The 15,863-nt window shown below is 71.8% G+C and carries 16 protein-coding genes; 7 read left to right on the top strand and 9 right to left on the bottom strand.

The window, feature by feature from the left end:
• Window positions 1-58: 58 nt before the first annotated feature.
• From rfbB to FJK98_RS18935, 6 genes are read left to right on the top strand one after another with little or no spacing between them, the layout of a single operon-like run.
• Complete coding sequence (gene rfbB, locus FJK98_RS18910) at window positions 59-1,060, top strand: dTDP-glucose 4,6-dehydratase (protein WP_145920202.1); 1,002 nt, start codon at window positions 59-61, stop codon at window positions 1,058-1,060.
• Window positions 1,057-1,944, top strand: a complete 888-nt coding sequence (gene rfbD, locus FJK98_RS18915; RefSeq protein WP_145920203.1) for a dTDP-4-dehydrorhamnose reductase — start codon at window positions 1,057-1,059, stop codon at window positions 1,942-1,944. The genes rfbB and rfbD overlap by 4 nt, the downstream gene beginning before the upstream one ends.
• Window positions 1,941-2,348 carry a DUF2304 domain-containing protein gene (locus FJK98_RS18920; protein WP_145920204.1) on the top strand — a complete coding sequence of 136 codons (408 nt, stop codon included), beginning with the start codon at window positions 1,941-1,943 and terminating at the stop codon, window positions 2,346-2,348. Before rfbD ends, FJK98_RS18920 begins: the two co-directional genes overlap by 4 nt.
• On the top strand, window positions 2,341-3,042 hold the full coding sequence (locus FJK98_RS18925; protein WP_145920205.1) for a glycosyltransferase family 2 protein: 702 nt from the start codon (window positions 2,341-2,343) through the stop codon (window positions 3,040-3,042). Before FJK98_RS18920 ends, FJK98_RS18925 begins: the two co-directional genes overlap by 8 nt.
• On the top strand, window positions 3,042-4,352 hold the full coding sequence (locus tag FJK98_RS18930; RefSeq protein WP_240762155.1) for a polysaccharide biosynthesis protein: 1,311 nt from the start codon (window positions 3,042-3,044) through the stop codon (window positions 4,350-4,352). The genes FJK98_RS18925 and FJK98_RS18930 overlap by 1 nt, the downstream gene beginning before the upstream one ends.
• A complete protein-coding gene (locus FJK98_RS18935; RefSeq protein ID WP_145920207.1) occupies window positions 4,353-5,381 on the top strand; it encodes a glycosyltransferase family 2 protein in 1,029 nt (342 codons plus the stop codon).
• 58 nt (window positions 5,382-5,439) lie between these two features.
• Here FJK98_RS18935 and prcA read toward each other — a convergent pair whose 3' ends face one another.
• The 7 genes from prcA to arc form a co-directional block, all read right to left on the bottom strand.
• Window positions 5,440-6,273: a proteasome subunit alpha gene (prcA, locus tag FJK98_RS18940; RefSeq protein WP_145920208.1), complete on the bottom strand. Its 834-nt coding sequence runs from the start codon at window positions 6,271-6,273 to the stop codon at window positions 5,440-5,442.
• Between the two features lie 62 nt (window positions 6,274-6,335).
• The gene (gene prcB / locus FJK98_RS18945) at window positions 6,336-7,175 is read right to left on the bottom strand and encodes a proteasome subunit beta (protein ID WP_194820837.1); all 840 of its coding nucleotides are present in this window, start codon (window positions 7,173-7,175) and stop codon (window positions 6,336-6,338) included.
• Complete coding sequence (locus tag FJK98_RS18950; protein ID WP_145920210.1) at window positions 7,094-7,780, bottom strand: endonuclease VII domain-containing protein; 687 nt, start codon at window positions 7,778-7,780, stop codon at window positions 7,094-7,096. Before FJK98_RS18950 ends, prcB begins: the two co-directional genes overlap by 82 nt.
• A 21-nt stretch (window positions 7,781-7,801) precedes the next feature.
• Entirely contained in the window at window positions 7,802-8,014 is a 213-nt protein-coding gene (locus tag FJK98_RS18955) for a ubiquitin-like protein Pup (RefSeq protein ID WP_091239691.1), read from the bottom strand.
• 109 nt (window positions 8,015-8,123) lie between these two features.
• Entirely contained in the window at window positions 8,124-9,641 is a 1,518-nt protein-coding gene (dop, locus tag FJK98_RS18960; RefSeq protein ID WP_145920211.1) for a depupylase/deamidase Dop, read from the bottom strand.
• Between the two features lie 58 nt (window positions 9,642-9,699).
• Window positions 9,700-11,769 carry a hypothetical protein gene (locus tag FJK98_RS18965; protein WP_145920212.1) on the bottom strand — a complete coding sequence of 690 codons (2,070 nt, stop codon included), beginning with the start codon at window positions 11,767-11,769 and terminating at the stop codon, window positions 9,700-9,702.
• A 151-nt stretch (window positions 11,770-11,920) separates the two neighbouring features.
• Window positions 11,921-13,702, bottom strand: coding sequence for a proteasome ATPase (gene arc, locus FJK98_RS18970; RefSeq protein ID WP_145920213.1), 1,782 nt, complete (start codon window positions 13,700-13,702; stop codon window positions 11,921-11,923).
• 177 nt (window positions 13,703-13,879) lie between these two features.
• On the opposite strand from arc, the gene FJK98_RS18975 reads away from it, so the two are divergent.
• Complete coding sequence (locus tag FJK98_RS18975) at window positions 13,880-14,176, top strand: ferredoxin (RefSeq protein WP_145920214.1); 297 nt, start codon at window positions 13,880-13,882, stop codon at window positions 14,174-14,176.
• Window positions 14,177-14,227: 51 nt separating this feature from the next.
• Here FJK98_RS18975 and FJK98_RS18980 read toward each other — a convergent pair whose 3' ends face one another.
• Both FJK98_RS18980 and FJK98_RS18985 read right to left on the bottom strand, forming a co-directional pair.
• Window positions 14,228-14,800 (bottom strand): hypothetical protein, encoded by a 573-nt coding sequence (locus FJK98_RS18980; protein WP_088646669.1) that lies wholly within the window; start codon window positions 14,798-14,800, stop codon window positions 14,228-14,230.
• An 81-nt stretch (window positions 14,801-14,881) separates the two neighbouring features.
• Window positions 14,882-15,826, bottom strand: a complete 945-nt coding sequence (locus FJK98_RS18985; protein ID WP_145922870.1) for a tRNA (adenine-N1)-methyltransferase — start codon at window positions 15,824-15,826, stop codon at window positions 14,882-14,884.
• Window positions 15,827-15,863: the final 37 nt, after the last annotated feature.

Genomic DNA, 15,863 nt, shown 5'->3' on the forward strand with positions numbered 1-15,863 from the left:
GGACACCGGGGTCGCGGTCCCCGGAGCGGCGGGCCGATGCGCGTACACTTCCGTCCCCGTGAGGATTCTCGTCACCGGCGGAGCCGGATTCATCGGGTCGGAGTACGTACGGATGCTGCTGGGCGTGCCCGGCGGCGACGCGTCCGGGGTGCCCGCCGTCGAGCCTGCCACGGTGACCGTGCTGGACAAGCTGACCTACTCCGGCAACCTGGACAACCTCGCCCCGGTGCGCGAGGACCCCCGGCTGCGGTTCGTCCGGGGCGACATCTGCGACCCGGCGACGGTCGACGAGGTCGTCGCCGGCCAGGACGTGATCGTGCACTTCGCCGCCGAGTCGCACGTCGACCGCTCGATCGCCGGCGCCGCGCCGTTCGTCACCACCAACGTGCTGGGCACCCAGACCCTGCTGGACGCGGCGCTGCGGCACGGCACCGGCCGGTTCGTGCACGTCTCCACCGACGAGGTGTACGGCTCGATCGACGAGGGGTCCTGGACGGAGACCTGGCCGTTGGCCCCGAACTCGCCGTACTCGGCCTCCAAGGCCGGCTCGGACCTGCTGGCGCTGGCCTACCACCGGACCCACGGGATGGACGTGGTGGTGACCCGCTGCTCCAACAACTACGGGCCGTACCAGTATCCGGAGAAGGTCGTCCCGCTGTTCGTCACCAACCTGCTCGACGGGGGCACGGTGCCGCTCTACGGCGACGGCGGCAACGTGCGGGACTGGCTGCACGTGCACGACCACTGCCGGGGCATCGCGATGGTGGCGCACGCCGGCCGCTCCGGCGAGGTCTACCACATCGGTGGCGGCACGGAGCTGAGCAACAAGGAGCTGACCGGGCGGCTGTTGGAGGCGTGCGACGCCGGTTGGGACCGGGTCGTCCCGGTGACCGACCGCAAGGGCCACGACCGCCGCTACTCGCTGGACATCAGCAAGATCAACACCGAGCTGGGGTACGCCCCGAGCATCGACCTCGACGAGGGCCTGGCCCGGACCGTCGCCTGGTACCGGGACAACCGGGCCTGGTGGGAGCCGCTGAAGACGGCGTCGGGCGCATGACCCGGATCCTCGTCACCGGCGCGGGCGGCATGCTCGGCCGGGACCTGTGCGACGTGCTGTCCACCCGGGGCGACCTCAAGGTGACCGCCACCACCCGCGCCGACCTCGACCTCACCGACGCCGACGCGGTCCGGGCCGCCGTCGCCGGGCAGGACGTGGTGCTCAACGCCGCCGGGTGGACCGACGTCGACGGCGCGGAACGCGACGAGGCGGCGGCGACCGCGATCAACGGCGACGCGGTGGCCCACCTCGCCCGCGCCTGCGCCCACACCGGCGCGCGCCTGGTGCACGTCTCCACCGACTACGTCTTCGCCGGCGACGCGGACACCCCGTACGCCGAGGACGCCCCCACCGACCCGATCAACGCGTACGGCCGCAGCAAGCTCGCCGGGGAGCGGGCCGTGGTCCGATTCCTCCCCGAAACCGGCTACGTGGTACGGACCGCCTGGCTCTACGGGGCGCACGGGCGCAACTTCGTCACCACCATGATCGGCCTGGCCGCCACCCGGGACCACCTCGACGTGGTCGACGACCAGCAGGGCCAACCCACCTGGTCGTACGCGCTGGCCCGGCACCTGGTGGCGCTCGCCGACGCGGCCCTGGCCGGCCGTGCCCCCGCCGGGATCTACCACGGCACCTGCACCGGCCGGACCACCTGGTACGGACTGGCCCGCGCCGCCTTCGCGCTGGCCGGCCTCGACCCGGACCGGGTCCGACCCACCACCAGCGACCGGTTTCCCCGTCCGGCCGCCCGACCCGCGTACAGTGTGCTAGGGCACGACCGGTGGGCCGAGGCCGGCCTGCCCCCGCTGCCGGACTGGCGCGACACGCTGTCCGACGCCTTCGCCTCCCCGACTGCACCCGCCCCGTGGAAGGTCGCATGAAGCTCACCCTCGTCACCGGTCTGACCGGCCTGATCCTGCTCGCCACCATCGTCGAGCTGCTGCGCCGCCGCCAGCTCCGCGAGAAGTACGGCATGCTCTGGCTCGGCGTGCTGGTCATCGTCATCCCGTTGTCGCTGTTCCCCCGCCTGCTGGACAACGTGGCCGGCTTCTTCGGCGTGGTCTCCGGCGTCAGCCTCGTGCTCTTCCTCGGCATCGTCTTCCTGCTGCTGGTCTGCGTGCACCTGAGCTGGGAGGTCAGCGCGCTGGAGGAGGAGACCCGCACCCTGGCGGAGGACTTCGCCCTGCTCCGCGCGCAGATCGACGCGGAACGCGCCGCCCGCCTCGCCGACGGCGCGCAGGTCACCGCAGCCACCCGAGACGAACTGGTGTCCCACGATGGTTAACGGCAAGCGCGTCCTGATCATCATCCCGGCGCTCAACGAGTCCGGGTCGATCGCCGACGTGGTCGGCGAGGTCCGGGGCGAACTGCCCGGTGTCGACGTGCTCGTGGTCGACGACGGCTCCACCGACCGGACCGCCGCCGTGGCCGCCGCCGCCGGTGCCCGGGTGGCGAAGCTGCCGTACAACCTCGGGGTGGGCGGGGCGATGCGGCTCGGCTACCGGTACGCCCGGGACAACGACTACGACGTGGCGATCCAGATCGACGCCGACGGCCAGCACGACCCCCGCTACGTGCCCAAGCTGGTCGACCTGCTCGACGACAACGACCTGGTCATCGGTGCCCGGTTCGCCGGTGAGGGCGACTACTCCGTACGCGGTCCCCGACGCTGGGCGATGGTCATGCTGTCCGGGGTGCTCTCCCGGGTCGCGAAGACCCGGCTGACCGACACCACGTCCGGGTTCCGGGCCGCCAACCGGCGGGTCATCGAGATGTTCGCCGGCTGGTACCCGGCCGAGTACCTCGGCGACACGGTGGAGACCCTGGTGCACACCGCCCGACGCGGCTACCGCATCCGTCAGGTGCCGGTGGCGATGCGCAAGCGGATGGCGGGCACGCCCAGCCACTCCCCCGCCAAGGCGATGATCTACCTGGGCCGGGCCTTCGCGGTGCTCACGCTGGCGCTCATCCGCCGGTGATGCGGCGGCTGCTCCACCTCGTCCCGCCCGGCACCCTCGCCGTCGGAGGCGGGCTCGCCCTGCTCGGGCTCGCCTCCTACGTGCACCTCGCGGTGGCCGGGCACGCCCTCGACCTCGCCGACTACTCCTCGCTGTCGGTGCTCTGGTCGATCGTGTTCACCCTCGGCATCGGCGTGTTCATCCCCGTCGAGCAGGAGGTGGCCCGGGTCGTCGCCGCCCGCCGCAGCCAGGGGCTGCCCCCGGGACCGGTGCTGGCCCGGGGGGCGGTCGTCGCCGCCGTCGTGCTGGCGCTGCTGGTCGTGGTCACCCTGGCCGGCTACCGGGCGCTCACCGACCGGCTCTTCGCCGGTGACGGCAGGATGGTCGCCGTGCTGATCGGCGCGCTGGTCGGGATGGCCGTCGCGTACACCACCCGGGGCGTGCTGTCCGGCCTGCAACTCTTCCCCTGGTACGGCACCCAACTCGGCGTCGACGGCGGGCTGCGGATCGCGCTGGTCGCCGGGCTCGGCGTCGGCGGCGTCACCGACCCGGTCTGGTACGGCGTGGTGCTGGTCGTCGCCCCGCTGCTGTCGGTACTGGTGACCCTTCCGCCGGTGCTGCGGGCCGTCGGCGGGGGCGTCCCCGTGGCCTGGGGCACCCTGCTGCGCGGCCTCGGCCTGCTCACCGTCTCCAGCCTGCTCTCCCAGGTCGTGGTCAACGTCGGCGTGATCAACGCCCGGCTGATCGACCCGGCCGACGTGGCCACCGCCGGTGCGCTGCTCTCCGCCCTGGTACTGGTCCGCATCCCGCTGTTCGTCTTCGGCTCGATGCAGGCGTCGCTGCTGCCCGGCCTGGCCACCACCGCCACCACCGGCGACGTGGCCGGCTTCCACGGCCTGCTGCGCCGGGCGCTCGGCGTGGTCACCGCCCTCGGCGTCGCCGGGGCGATCGGCGCGGTGGCGCTCGGCCCGTGGCTGGTGCACCGGCTCTTCGACGCCCCCGGCGTGCTCGGCCACGGCGACTTCGCCTGGCTGGCCGTCGGCACCCTCGCCTACCTGTGGGCGATGGTGCTCGGGCAGGCGCTGCTCGCCCTCGACCGGCACCGCGCCCAGGCGGTCTCCTGGACGATCGGGGTGGCCGCCCTGCTCGCCGTCACGGTCGTCCCGGCCCCGGTGGCGCTCCGCGTCGAGTTGGCCTACGCCGTCGGTTCCGTCGTGGTGGCCGCCACCATGGCCGTCCTGCTGCTGCGCCGGGGCGCCCGGCCGGCCACCCCCACCCCCACCCGGCCGCTCGACGACGTGGTGGCCACCGGCGTCTCCGGAGGTCTGTAGATGTCCCGCCCCCAGGTGTCCGCGGTGATGCTCGCCTACGGTGCCGAGCCCTACCTGGTCGACGCCGCCCGCGCCGTGCTGGCCAGCGTCGACGTCGAGATCGAGCTGATCGTGGTCGACAACGGCTGCACCGGTGACGGCATCGACGTGGTCAAGGGCTTCGCCGGGGTGCGGGTGGTCCGCCCGGAGGAGAACACCGGCTACTCCGGCGGCTGCCGGGTCGGTGCCGCCGAGGCCACCGGCGAGTGGCTGGCCTTCGTCAACTCCGACGCCGTCGTCGCCCCCGACGCGCTGGCCCGCACGGTGGCGGTGGCCGGCGAGCCGGGCGTGGGCGCGGTCATGGCCTCGATCCGGCTCGCCGAGAACCCCGACCTGATCAACACGTCCGGCAACCCGCTGCACTACATCGGGCTGTCCTGGGCCGGCGGCAACGGCCAACCGGCCAGCGCCCACGCCCGACGGACCACCGTGCCGTCGATCAGCGGCTGCTGCTTCGTGATCAACCGGGCGCTGTGGCGGGAGCTGGACGGCTTCGCCGCCGAGTACTTCGCCTACCACGAGGACACCGAGATCAGCCTGCGGCTGTGGCAGCGCGGGCTACGCCAGGAGTACGTCCCGGACGCCGTGGTGGTGCACCACTACGAGTTCTCCCGCAACAAGCTCAAGCACTACCTGCTGGAACGCAACCGCCTGATCTCGCTGCTCACCGCGTACGAGACGCGGACGCTGGTGGTGCTGGCCCCGATGCTGCTGCTCACCGAGGCGGCGATGCTGGTGGCCGCGCTGCTCGGCGGCTGGAGCCGGGAGAAGACGCGCGGCTGGGGTTGGCTGTGGACCAACCGGGCCTGGGTGCGGGCCCGGCGTCGGCAGCTCCAGCAGGAGCGGACGGTCCCCGACGGGATCATCGCCGAGCTGATGACGGCCAAGGTCGACCCGTCGAACGTCGAGTCGCCGCCCGGGATGGGCATCTTCAACGTCATCGCCGCCGGCTACTGGGCCCTGGCCCGGCCGCTGCTGCGCAAGGCATGACCGCAGGAACACCGCAGGGGCCGGGGTGCGTCACCCCGGCCCCTGCCCACGTCTTCGGTCAGGCTTCCGGCTTCTCCTGCGGCTGACCCTCCAGGTCGGCCGAGCCGGCCGAGGTGGTGGGCTTGTGCGCCTCCTCGGTCGGCACCGTCGGGGTCTTGGCCCGGCCGTCGGCCGGCGCGGCGTCACCGGCCGCGTCGCCCTCCAGCAGCGCGGTCAGCGCCGCCCCGGTGATCCGCCGGAAGGTACGCCCCACCCGGCTGCGGTCCAGGACCGCCACCTCCAGCTGGTTGGGGGCGATCGTGCGGGCCGCGCCACCCTCGCCACCGACGCTGCTCAGCGCCTTCATCGCCACCCTGACCGCCTCGCTGAGCGACAGGTCGGGGCGGTGCTCGGACTTGAGCACGCCGGTGATCGCCTCGGCCTGACCGCCCATCGCCATCCGGCCCGGCTCGTCGTTGACCGAGCCGTCGTAGGTGAGCCGGTACAGCTCGTCCTCCTCGGCCGTGGCACCGACCTGCGCGACGCAGATCTCCACCTCGAACGGCTTGGACTGCTCGGTGAAGATCGCGCCGAGGGTCTGCGCGAACGCGTTGGCCAACGCCCGGCCGGTCACGTCGCGCCGGTCGTAGCTCAGGCCGTTGAGGTCGGCCATCCGCACCCCGGCGCGGCGCAGGTTCTCGAACTCGTTGTACCGGCCGACGGCGGCGAAGCCGATCCGGTCGTAGATCTCACTGACCTTGTGCAGGGCGCTGGAGAGGTTCTCCGCGACGAAGAGCACCCCGCCGGTGTAACTCAGGACCACCGCGCTGCGACCCCGGGCGATGCCCTTGCGGGCCAGCTCGGAGCGGTCGCGCATGATCTGCTCGGGCGAGGCGTAGAACTGCATGGCCACGGCGGCGGTTCTCCTTCTGGCGCTGTGCTGACGACTGCTGGCTGGTGGGGGTGGGGACGGCGTCAGCCGCCCGGGTTCTCCATCCGCCCGGCGACGACGGCCTCGGCGATGGTGGCCGTCTCGGCCTCGGTGAGCCGGTGGGTGCCCTCGGCGGTCGCCGTCATCACCACCGGGTAGATCCGCCGGGTCAGGTCCGGTCCACCGGTGGCCGTGTCGTCGTCGGCGGCGTCGTAGAGCGCCTCGACGGCGAGCCGGGTCGCGTCGTCGATGGAGATGCCGGCCCGGTAGCGCTTCTTCAACGCCGACTTGGCGAACAGCGAACCGGAGCCGATCGCGTCGTAGCCGGTCTCCTCGTAGGGGCCGCCGGTGACGTCGAAGCTGAAGATCCGCCCCGCCCGGGCCGGGTCCCGGGCGGCCAGGTCGAAGCCGGCGAAGAGCGGGACGACCGCGAGCCCCTGCATGGCGGCGCCGAGGTTGCCCCGGATCATCGCGGCGAGCCGGTTGGCCTTGCCGTCGAGGGAGAGCATCGCGCCCTCGATCTTCTCGTAGTGTTCCAGCTCCACCTGGAACAGGCGCATCAGCTCGATGCCGATGCCCGCCGTGCCGGCGATGCCGACCAGCGAGTACGCGTCGGCGGGGTGCACCTTCTCGATGTCGCGCTGCGCGATCAGGTTGCCCATGGTGGCCCGGCGGTCGCCGGCCAGCACCACGCCCCCGGTGGCCGAGATGGCCACGATGGTGGTGGCGTGGGGTGCCAGGTCGGCGGCCATGCCCGGCGGCAGCGGCCGTCGGCCGGGCAGCATCTCGGGGGCCACCCTGCTCAGGAACGAGGTGAAGGAGGACGTCCCCGCGTTGGTGAACACATCTGGTAGACGCCCGGATGGATCAAAGCCCGCTGCCACGTGGTTCCTCTCAGGTACGTGATCGCCCTGGCCAGCCTCGTGGGACTGTCACGGAACTGGCCAAGACCACCGTTGCAGTTGAAGCAGAGTATCCCGCGCACCCATCCGGTGCGGTGATCGTGGTCCACATGTTGAGGATCTTCCGCGCCACAGACGGCGCAGACCCCGCCCTGCTCGGCGAGCAGCTCCCGAAACTCCTTCTCGCCGATCCCGTAGCGGCGACGCAGGTGGTACTCCCGACTGCCGCCGTAGAGCCGCTGCCTGACTTCCTTGGTGCGGCTGTTGTGGCACGGCTTGCAGTACGTGGCATAGCCCGTACTGTCGGCCCGGTTGCGGGGGAAGTCGACCACGGGCTTGACGGTTCCACAGTCGGCGCAGAAGCGATGACCTTCCGGAACTTCCCGAGTCGGCCTCACCTCTCGACGATGCTTCTCCTTGACCCGTTTGGCGTAACTGGCCTTCGAACGGTTGTTGAAGCAAGGTTTGCAGTAGCTGCCACGACCGCTGGGACGCTTGCTGCTCACACAGAACTCGGCGAGCGGCTTCCATTCCCCGCAGTCGCGGCAACGACGACGGCCGTCCTGATCATCCAGGGGGAGCGGCATGTCCGTTTCGACCCAGTTTGTTCACTGGCCTCCTTTTTGCACGTAACCCCTCACAAATTCCTCGGCGTTCTCCTCCAGGACCGAGTCGATCTCGTCGAGGAGGTCGTCGACGTCCTCGGTGATCTCGGCGTGCCGCTCGGCGACCTCCGGGTTGGCCTCGGTGGTGACGTCGTCGATCTCCTCGGCCTGGTGCGACTTGCCCGACTGCGTCTGGCCGCCCTCTTGTGAAGCCATCTCGCTGCCTCCTCCACGATCGTCTGCGATGAACTTACCTCGCGGAGACGACGAAAAGCCCGTCGCGCGCCGGCATCCGACGCACGACGGGCCACCGTCACCGGACGGGTCAGCCGCCGGTCAGGGTCTCCAGCAGGTCCTTGGCGGTGTCGCACCGGTCGAACAACGCGCCGACGTGCTTGCGGGTGCCCCGCTCCGGCTCCATCATCGGCACCCGGACCAGCGACTCCCGGCCCACGTCGAAGATCACCGAGTCCCAGCTCGCCGCGACCACCTCGGAGGCGTACTGGGCCAGGCAGCGGCCCCGGAAGTAGGCCCGGGTGTCCTCCGGCGGCTCGGTCATCGCCCGGCGGGTCTGCTCGTCGTCCAGCAGCGTCTTCATCGAGCCCCGGGTCACCAGCCGGTGGTAGAGGCCCTTCTCCGGCCGGACGTCGGAGTACTGGAGGTCGACCAGTTGGAGCTTGTGCGAGCCCCAGCCCAGCTTCTCCCGCTCCCGGTAGCCCTCCAGCAGCCGCAGCTTGGCCACCCAGTCGAGTTCGTCGGCGCAGAGGAACACGTCGCGGCCCAGCCGGTCCAGCACCCGCTCCCAGCGGTCCAGCACGTCCCGGGTCTGCGCGTCGGCGTCGGCGCCGTAGCGTTCGTCCACGAAGGAACGGACCCGCTCGTAGTAGGCCCACTGGAGGTCCAGGGCGGTCAACCGGCGGCCGTCGCGCAGCCGCATCCGGTGGGTCAGGGACGGGTCGTGGCTGACCGCACGCAGCTCGGCGACCGGGTCGGCGATGCCCAGGTCGGCACCGAGCGCCTTCTCCTCGATCATGGTGAGGATCAGCGCCGTGGTGCCCACCTTGAGGTAGGTGGAGATCTCCGACAGGTTGGCGTCGCCGATGATGACGTGCAACCGGCGGTACTTGTCGGCGTCGGCGTGCGGCTCGTCGCGGGTGTTGATGATCGGCCGCTTGAGGGTGGTCTCCAGCCCCACCTCGACCTCGAAGAAGTCCGCCCGCTGGGAGATCTGGAAGCCGCTCTGCCCGCCGTCCTGCCCGATCCCGACCCGGCCCGCGCCGCAGACGATCTGCCGGGTCACGAAGAACGGCGTCAGGTACGCCACGATGTCGGCGAACGGGGTCTGCCGCCGCATCAGGTAGTTCTCGTGCGCGCCGTAGCTGGCGCCCTTGTTGTCGGTGTTGTTCTTGTAGAGGTGGATCGGCTGGGTGCCGGGGATGGTGGCCGCCCGCCGGGCCGCCTCGGCCATCACCCGCTCCCCCGCCTTGTCCCACCGCACCACGTCGAGGGGGTTGGTCACCTCGGGGGTGGAGTATTCCGGGTGGGCGTGGTCGACGTAGAGCCGCGCGCCGTTGGTGAGTATCACGTTGGCCAGGCCGAGATCCTCGTCGGCGAGCGCCTCCGCCGGGTCGTAGGCCGCGCCGGAGTAGGTGAACCCCCGGGCGTCGCGCAGCGGCGACTCCTCCTCGTAGTCCCAGCGGGCCCGGCCGCCACGGTTGAGTTCCGGGCGCGCGCCGTACGCGTTGACCACCTGGGACGAGGTGACCATCGGGTTGGCTCCGGCCTGGCCGGGCACGGAGATCCCGTACTCGACCTCGGTGCCCATGATCCTTCTGACGCTCATCGACCTACCCGCTCCGCTCGCCTCACCCGGTCCGCCGTCACGTCGAGCGTAGTCCGCCTCACCGGGGAAGGGGGCATGCCGCCTCGGCCGGGTCGGGTGTCGCGGTCTCGGTGCCCGGCGGGGGCGGCTCGTCGGAGGGGGCCACGTCGCACTCGGGGACGGTCAGCGGCACCCAGCTGAGCCGGTGCCGCAGGGCGGGTTCGTCGCGCAGCATCCGGTGCACCCGACGCTCGCCCTTGGGGTCGGAGGTGATGAACCGGATCGGCCCGGACACCCGGCGGACGATGATGTCGGTGCGGTCGGGTTCGAGGAACGGCAGGTTGTAGATGCCCGGGTCGGTGGCCGCGGTGGTGCCGTGCAGCGCCGACAGACAGAGCGAGATCAGGTACGACCGCATCGGGCCACGGTCGATGACCAGGGTGGTGGTGCCGGGCTTCTCGGGGTAGCGCTGCTGGGCGTCGGCGCACACCCAGGCCACTCTGGACGGCAGGGTGAGATCCTGGTGGACCCAGCGCTGCGCCCAGGTCTGCTCGTCGACGACCAGCAGACTGCGGTGCCACCCGGTGACCCCGCAGAGGGCCACCGCGACGGTCATGGTGAGCGCGGCGGCGAGCACCCCGGCCCCGGTGCTGCCGACCCCCCGCCAGCTCAACGCTGGCCGGGGCACCGGCAGCAGCCGGACCACCGCGGCGGTGCCGACGATCAGCAACGCGGTGGCCAGGTGGGTGGCCTTCACGAAGTAGTAGCCGGGCTGCACCCCGTCGTTGACGTTGAGCTGCGCGATGGTCAGCGGCAGGGCCGCGCCGACGACGCAGACCAGCAGCCAGCGCCGCCAGGCCGGGTCGGCGCGGGCGACCTGGACCAGCAGGGCCACCCCGACGATGCCGCCGAGCCAGATCAGCGCCCGCCAGCCCTCGACGGCCTGCGACGAGCCGATGACCAGCGCCTCGGTCTGCCCCGCCCGCAGCACGCCGAGCAGCGGGGCGACCAGGGCGAGGGCGGCGCCGGCCAGGCCGACCGTCAGCACGGTGAACCACCGGCGCAGCGCCTCCCGCCAGTGGGTGAGCACCCAGCAGAGCACCAGCACGGCGGCGGCCGGCAGGAACAGGTAGTAGGTGAACCCGAGGGCGGCGAGCAGGGCGCACAGCAGCACGACCTGTTCCCGGGTGCCGGGGACGGGCCGGGCGACCAGGGTGGCGATCAGCACGGTCAGCGTCAGCCCGAGCACCTCGGTGGGGTAGCCGGCGTTGAGCAGCCGGGGCAGCTGGGTGCCGAGGATCAGCGCGCCGACGACCACGGTGAGCACCGTGCGGTGCAGCAGGTGGATCGGGCCGGAGAGCCGCTGGGCGGCCCAGATCAGCACGAGGGTGAGCAGCCCGAAGCCGGCGATGGTCCAGCCGAAGTAGTGGGCGACGAGGTCGTCGGCGCGCGGTGCGGTGGGGGTCAGGAAGCCGTCGAGCAGGGCGGTGATCAGGTGCCAGCCCTGCGGGTAGTAGACGAGTTGGGCGGTGATCTGCTCCCGGGCGGCGGCCGGGTCGACGAAGGTGTAGCCGTCGAGGCGTCCCATCACGTCGAACAGGGCGAGGTGCCGCCAGTTGTCCTCGCCCATGCCGAGGACGGTGAGCCGCTCGGCGAGGTCGGCGGCACGCTGCCAGGGTTGGCGCAGGTAGATCACCATGGCGGCGGCGCCGGCCAGCGGGAACAGGTCGGCCCAGCCGGGTCGGGGCAGCCGGGGGCGGCGGCGCAGCAGCGCCGCGACGAGGACGAGCGCGGTGAGGGCGATCCCGGTGACCGGCACCGGCCGCATCCCCCAGGGCCAGACCGGGAAGACCAGGCCGGCGACGGCGGCCAGGCCGAGCAGCAGGCCGAGGGCCAGCATCAGCCGGTCGAGCAGGGTACGACCACCGCGCAGCACGCTGGCCGTGGCGAGCAGGACGATCGGTGGGAGGAGCCACTCCTGGTGCAGGGCGTGCCCGGCGAGGGGTACGGCCCACGCGGCGACGAGGGCGGCGAGCAGGAGGGGAATCCACCGCCACCGCCGGGCCGGCGGGCGCGTCGGGAGGGTGGGGGGCGCCTGGTCCACCACCGGGGACAGCGGCGGATCGGCGACGGAGAGCTCGGGCGGCACGCGGTTCCTCGGAGTCGACTACGCGGTGGGGGAAGTCTACCGACGAGTCCGGCATTCCACCCGCCGGACGCGGGGTGGCCCGGTTAACAGTGGGTGACGAAGACGAGCGGGCCCGCGACGCGTCGCGTCGCGGGCCCGTCCGATCGTCCGGTCAGAGGTACTGGCCGGTGTTGCTGGCGGTTTCGATGGAGCGGCCGGCCTCGGTGCCCTTGCCGCCGGAGACGAGCGTGCGGATGTAGACGATCCGCTCGCCCTTCTTGCCGGAGATCCGGGCCCAGTCGTCCGGGTTGGTGGTGTTGGGCAGGTCCTCGTTCTCCCGGAACTCGTCGACGCAGGCGTCGAGCAGGTGCTGCAACCGCAGCCCCTTGCGTCCGGAGGTGAGGAACTCCTTGATCGCCATCTTCTTGCCCCGGTCGACAATGTTCTGGATCATCGCGCCGGAGTTGAAGTCCTTGAAGTAGAGGACTTCCTTGTCACCGTTGGCGTAGGTCACCTCGAGGAAGCGGTTCTCCTCGGTCTCCGAGTACATCCGCAGGACGACCGCGTCGATCATGGCCGCCACGGTGGCCTGGGGCTCGCCGCCGTGCTCGGCCAGGTCGTCCGGGTGCAGGGGCAGCCCGGCGAGGATGTACTTGGAGAAGATGTCCTTGGCCGCCTCGGCGTCCGGACGCTCGATCTTGATCTTCACGTCGAGCCGGCCGGGGCGCAGGATGGCCGGGTCGATCATGTCCTCCCGGTTGGAGGCACCGATCACGATCACGTTCTCCAGGCCCTCGACGCCGTCGATCTCGCTCAACAGCTGCGGGACGATGGTGTTCTCCACGTCGGAGGAGACACCGGAGCCACGGGTCCGGAAGATCGAGTCCATCTCGTCGAAGAACACGATGACCGGGGTGCCCTCCCCGGCCTTCTCCCGGGCCCGCTGGAAGATCAGCCGGATATGCCGCTCGGTCTCGCCGACGTACTTGTTGAGCAGCTCCGGGCCCTTGATGTTGAGGAAGAAGCTGGTGTGCCGGTCCTTGCCCAGCCGCTCGGCGATCTTCTTGGCCAGCGAGTTGGCCACCGCCTTGGCGATGAGCGTCTTGCCGCAGCCCGGCGGACCGTAGAGCAGGATGCCCTTCGGCGGCCGGAGCTGGTGCTCCCGGAACAGGTCGGCGTGCAGGAAGGGCAGCTCCACCGCATCGCGGATCTGCTCGATCTGCGACTGGAGGCCGCCGATGTCGGTGTAGTCGACGTCGGGCACCTCCTCCAGCACCAACTCCTCGACCTCGCTCTTCGGGATCCGCTCGTAGGCGTACGCCGAGCGGGGCTCGATCATGAGCGAGTCGCCGGCCCTGATCGCGGTGCCGATCAGGGTGTCGGCCAGGTGGACGATGCGCTCCTCGTCGGAGTGCGAGACCACCAGCGCCCGGTCACCCGGAGCGCCCTCGGGACCCGCGAGGATCTCCTTGAGCATCACCACCTCACCGACCCGCTCGTAGCCGAACGCGTCGACGATGTTGAGCGCGTCGTTGAGCAGGACCTCCTGGCCGCGCCGCAACTCCTCGGCGTCCAGTGAGGGTGAGACGGCTACCCGGAGCTTGCGTCCGCCGGTGAAGATGTCCACCGTGCCGTCGTCGTGTCGCGCGAGGAAGACGCCGTAGCCGGACGGCGGCTGTGCCAGCCGGTCGATCTCCTCCTTGAGCGTCACGATCTGCGCGCGAGCCTCCTTGAGGGTGCTCACGAGCCGGTCGTTGTTCTCGGTGAGCCGCGCCAACTGTGCCTGGGTGGCCGCCAGCCGCTCTTCGAGCTGCCGGACGTGTCGGGGGCTTTCGGTCAACTTGCGCCGCACCAGAGCGAGTTCCTCCTGAAGGAACGCGACCTGCGTGGAGAGATCGTGGGCCTCCTTCTCCCACCGTGCGGCGCGCGAGTCCGCGTCGTCACTGCGTGCCACGTCCCACCTCCCCGGGGGGCTTGAACGTTCTGCCCTAACACTAGCCGCTATGAGGCCGATTCGGTCCCACGCAACGCCCTCGTCACCGAACCTTGATCGCCACGGGACGCCTGAGGGGCAGGTCCGGCCGTTCGGGTACCGTCGGGGAGTGGGACGGGAGAACATGGGGGGTGCCGGGTGACCGACGTCGCTACCGACCAGTTGCAGGTCTGGGTGGACCAGGATCTCTGCACGGGTGACGGGCTCTGCGTGCAGTACGCGCCGGAGGTCTTCGAGTTCGACGTCGACGGCCTGGCGTACGTCAAGGGCGTCGACGGTGAGCTGCGGCTCGCCCCCGGCAGCCGGGTCGACGTGCCGGAACACCTGCGGCTGGAGGTGATCGACTCCGCCAGGGAGTGCCCGGGTGAGTGCATCCACGTGGTGCGCGGCAGCGACGGCGTCGAGGTCGCCGGCCCCGAGGCCGAGGACGACTGACCGCCCCCGGGCCGGGGTCGCCCCGACGTCGCCCACGGCCCGGTCGCGGTGCTACAGCAGCGGGCGGCCGACCACCGAGGCGACCAGCCGGGCGAACTCCTCCAGCCGGGCGATCTGGCCGGCCCCGCCGTCGTCGAGCGTCTTGCCGAAGCGCAGCGCGTCGTGCCGGGGCGCGCCGACCATCTCGTCGCCGGGCGGGGCCTCGTCCAGCGAGGTGAGCAGCAGGTAGACGTCGATGCTGTCCACCCGGACCTCGCCGTTCTCGGCCCGGGTGAGCCGCCGCCGGCAGCCCACCTCGGTGACCGTGGAGACCGGCACCACCCGCAGCGACGACGTCATCGACCCGGGCGGGCCCTCCCCCGGCGGCACGTCCTCGCCGTGCCAGAGCACCAGCCGGCTGCCGTCGCAGACGACGACCTCCTGCCACACCCCGTTGACCTCGTTGACGAACCGTTCCAGGGTGAAGCCGAGCACCGAGGCGCCGCGCAGCACCCCGCCGAGCGCCTCCAGGGCGATGTCCGGGTCGCGCAGGTAGGCCCGCGCCGCCGACTCCAGGTCCTGGTACGGCGACCAGTCGGGGAACACGGCCGGCAGCTCACCACCGCCGAAGCCCGGCCGACTCATGCGCACTCCCTGCGGTCACACCGTCGGCCCGCACCGGCCGTCGGGTTCTGCCCGTTCACGCCCAGCTGCTCCGATCCGCCGTCACGGCCGGTCCTCCCCGTCGGCGCGGGCCCCCGACGCGGCGGCGGTGGCCTGCGCCGCCGCCTCCCGGGCCGCCGCCGCCTCCCGCAGCGCCTGCTTGCGTTCCGCGTACGCCTCGGCGCCCTTGCTGGGCTTGCGGCGGCGCGGCGGCGCGGTGACGCCCGGTGCGAGCTTACGCGCGGAGACCAGGAACGCGGTGTGCGCGATCATCCGGTGGTCGGGGCGGACGGCGAGCCCCTCGGCGTGCCAGTCGCGCACCAGCGACTCCCAGGCCCGCGGCTCGGTCCAGCCGCCCCGCTCGCGCAGCGCCTCGACCAGCTCGGACAGCTGCGGGGTGGTCGCCACGTAGCCGATGAACACGCCGCCGGGCAGCAGCGCCCGCTCGACCATGTCGAGGGTCTCCCACGGGGTGAGCATGTCCAGGATGATCCGGTCGAAACCGGTCTCCGGGCAGTCCGCGACATCGCCGACGTGCAGCCGCCAGGCCGGGTGCGGCGCGCCGAAGAACGCCTCCACGTTGCGCCGGGCGATCTGGGCGAAGTCGTCGCGCACCTCGTAGGAGTGCAGCTCACCGCCGGTGCCGACGGCGCGCAGCAGGGAGCAGCTCAGCGCTCCCGAGCCGGCACCGGCCTCCAGCACCTTCGCGCCGGGGAAGATGTCGCCCATGGCGACGATCTGCGCCGAGTCCTTCGGATAGATCACCTGGGCGCCGCGCGGCATGGACAGCACGTAGTCCGACAGCAGCGGACGCAGCGCCAGGAACGCCGTCCCGCCGCCGGCGGTGCTGACCACGCTGCCGTCGGGCTGCCCGATCAGCGCGTCGTGCGCCAGGATGCCCCGGTGGGTGTGGAACTCCTTGCCGGGCTCCAGGGTGACGGTGTGCATCCTCCCCTTCGGGTCGGTCAGCTGCACCCGGTCACCGGGGCGGAACGGACCCCGGTGCACCGGGGGGAGTTCCGCGACGGCGGTGGACGTCGGTGTG

It is taken from the genome of Micromonospora sp. HM134 (assembly GCF_007833915.1).
Lineage (GTDB): Bacteria > Actinomycetota > Actinomycetes > Mycobacteriales > Micromonosporaceae > Micromonospora > Micromonospora wenchangensis.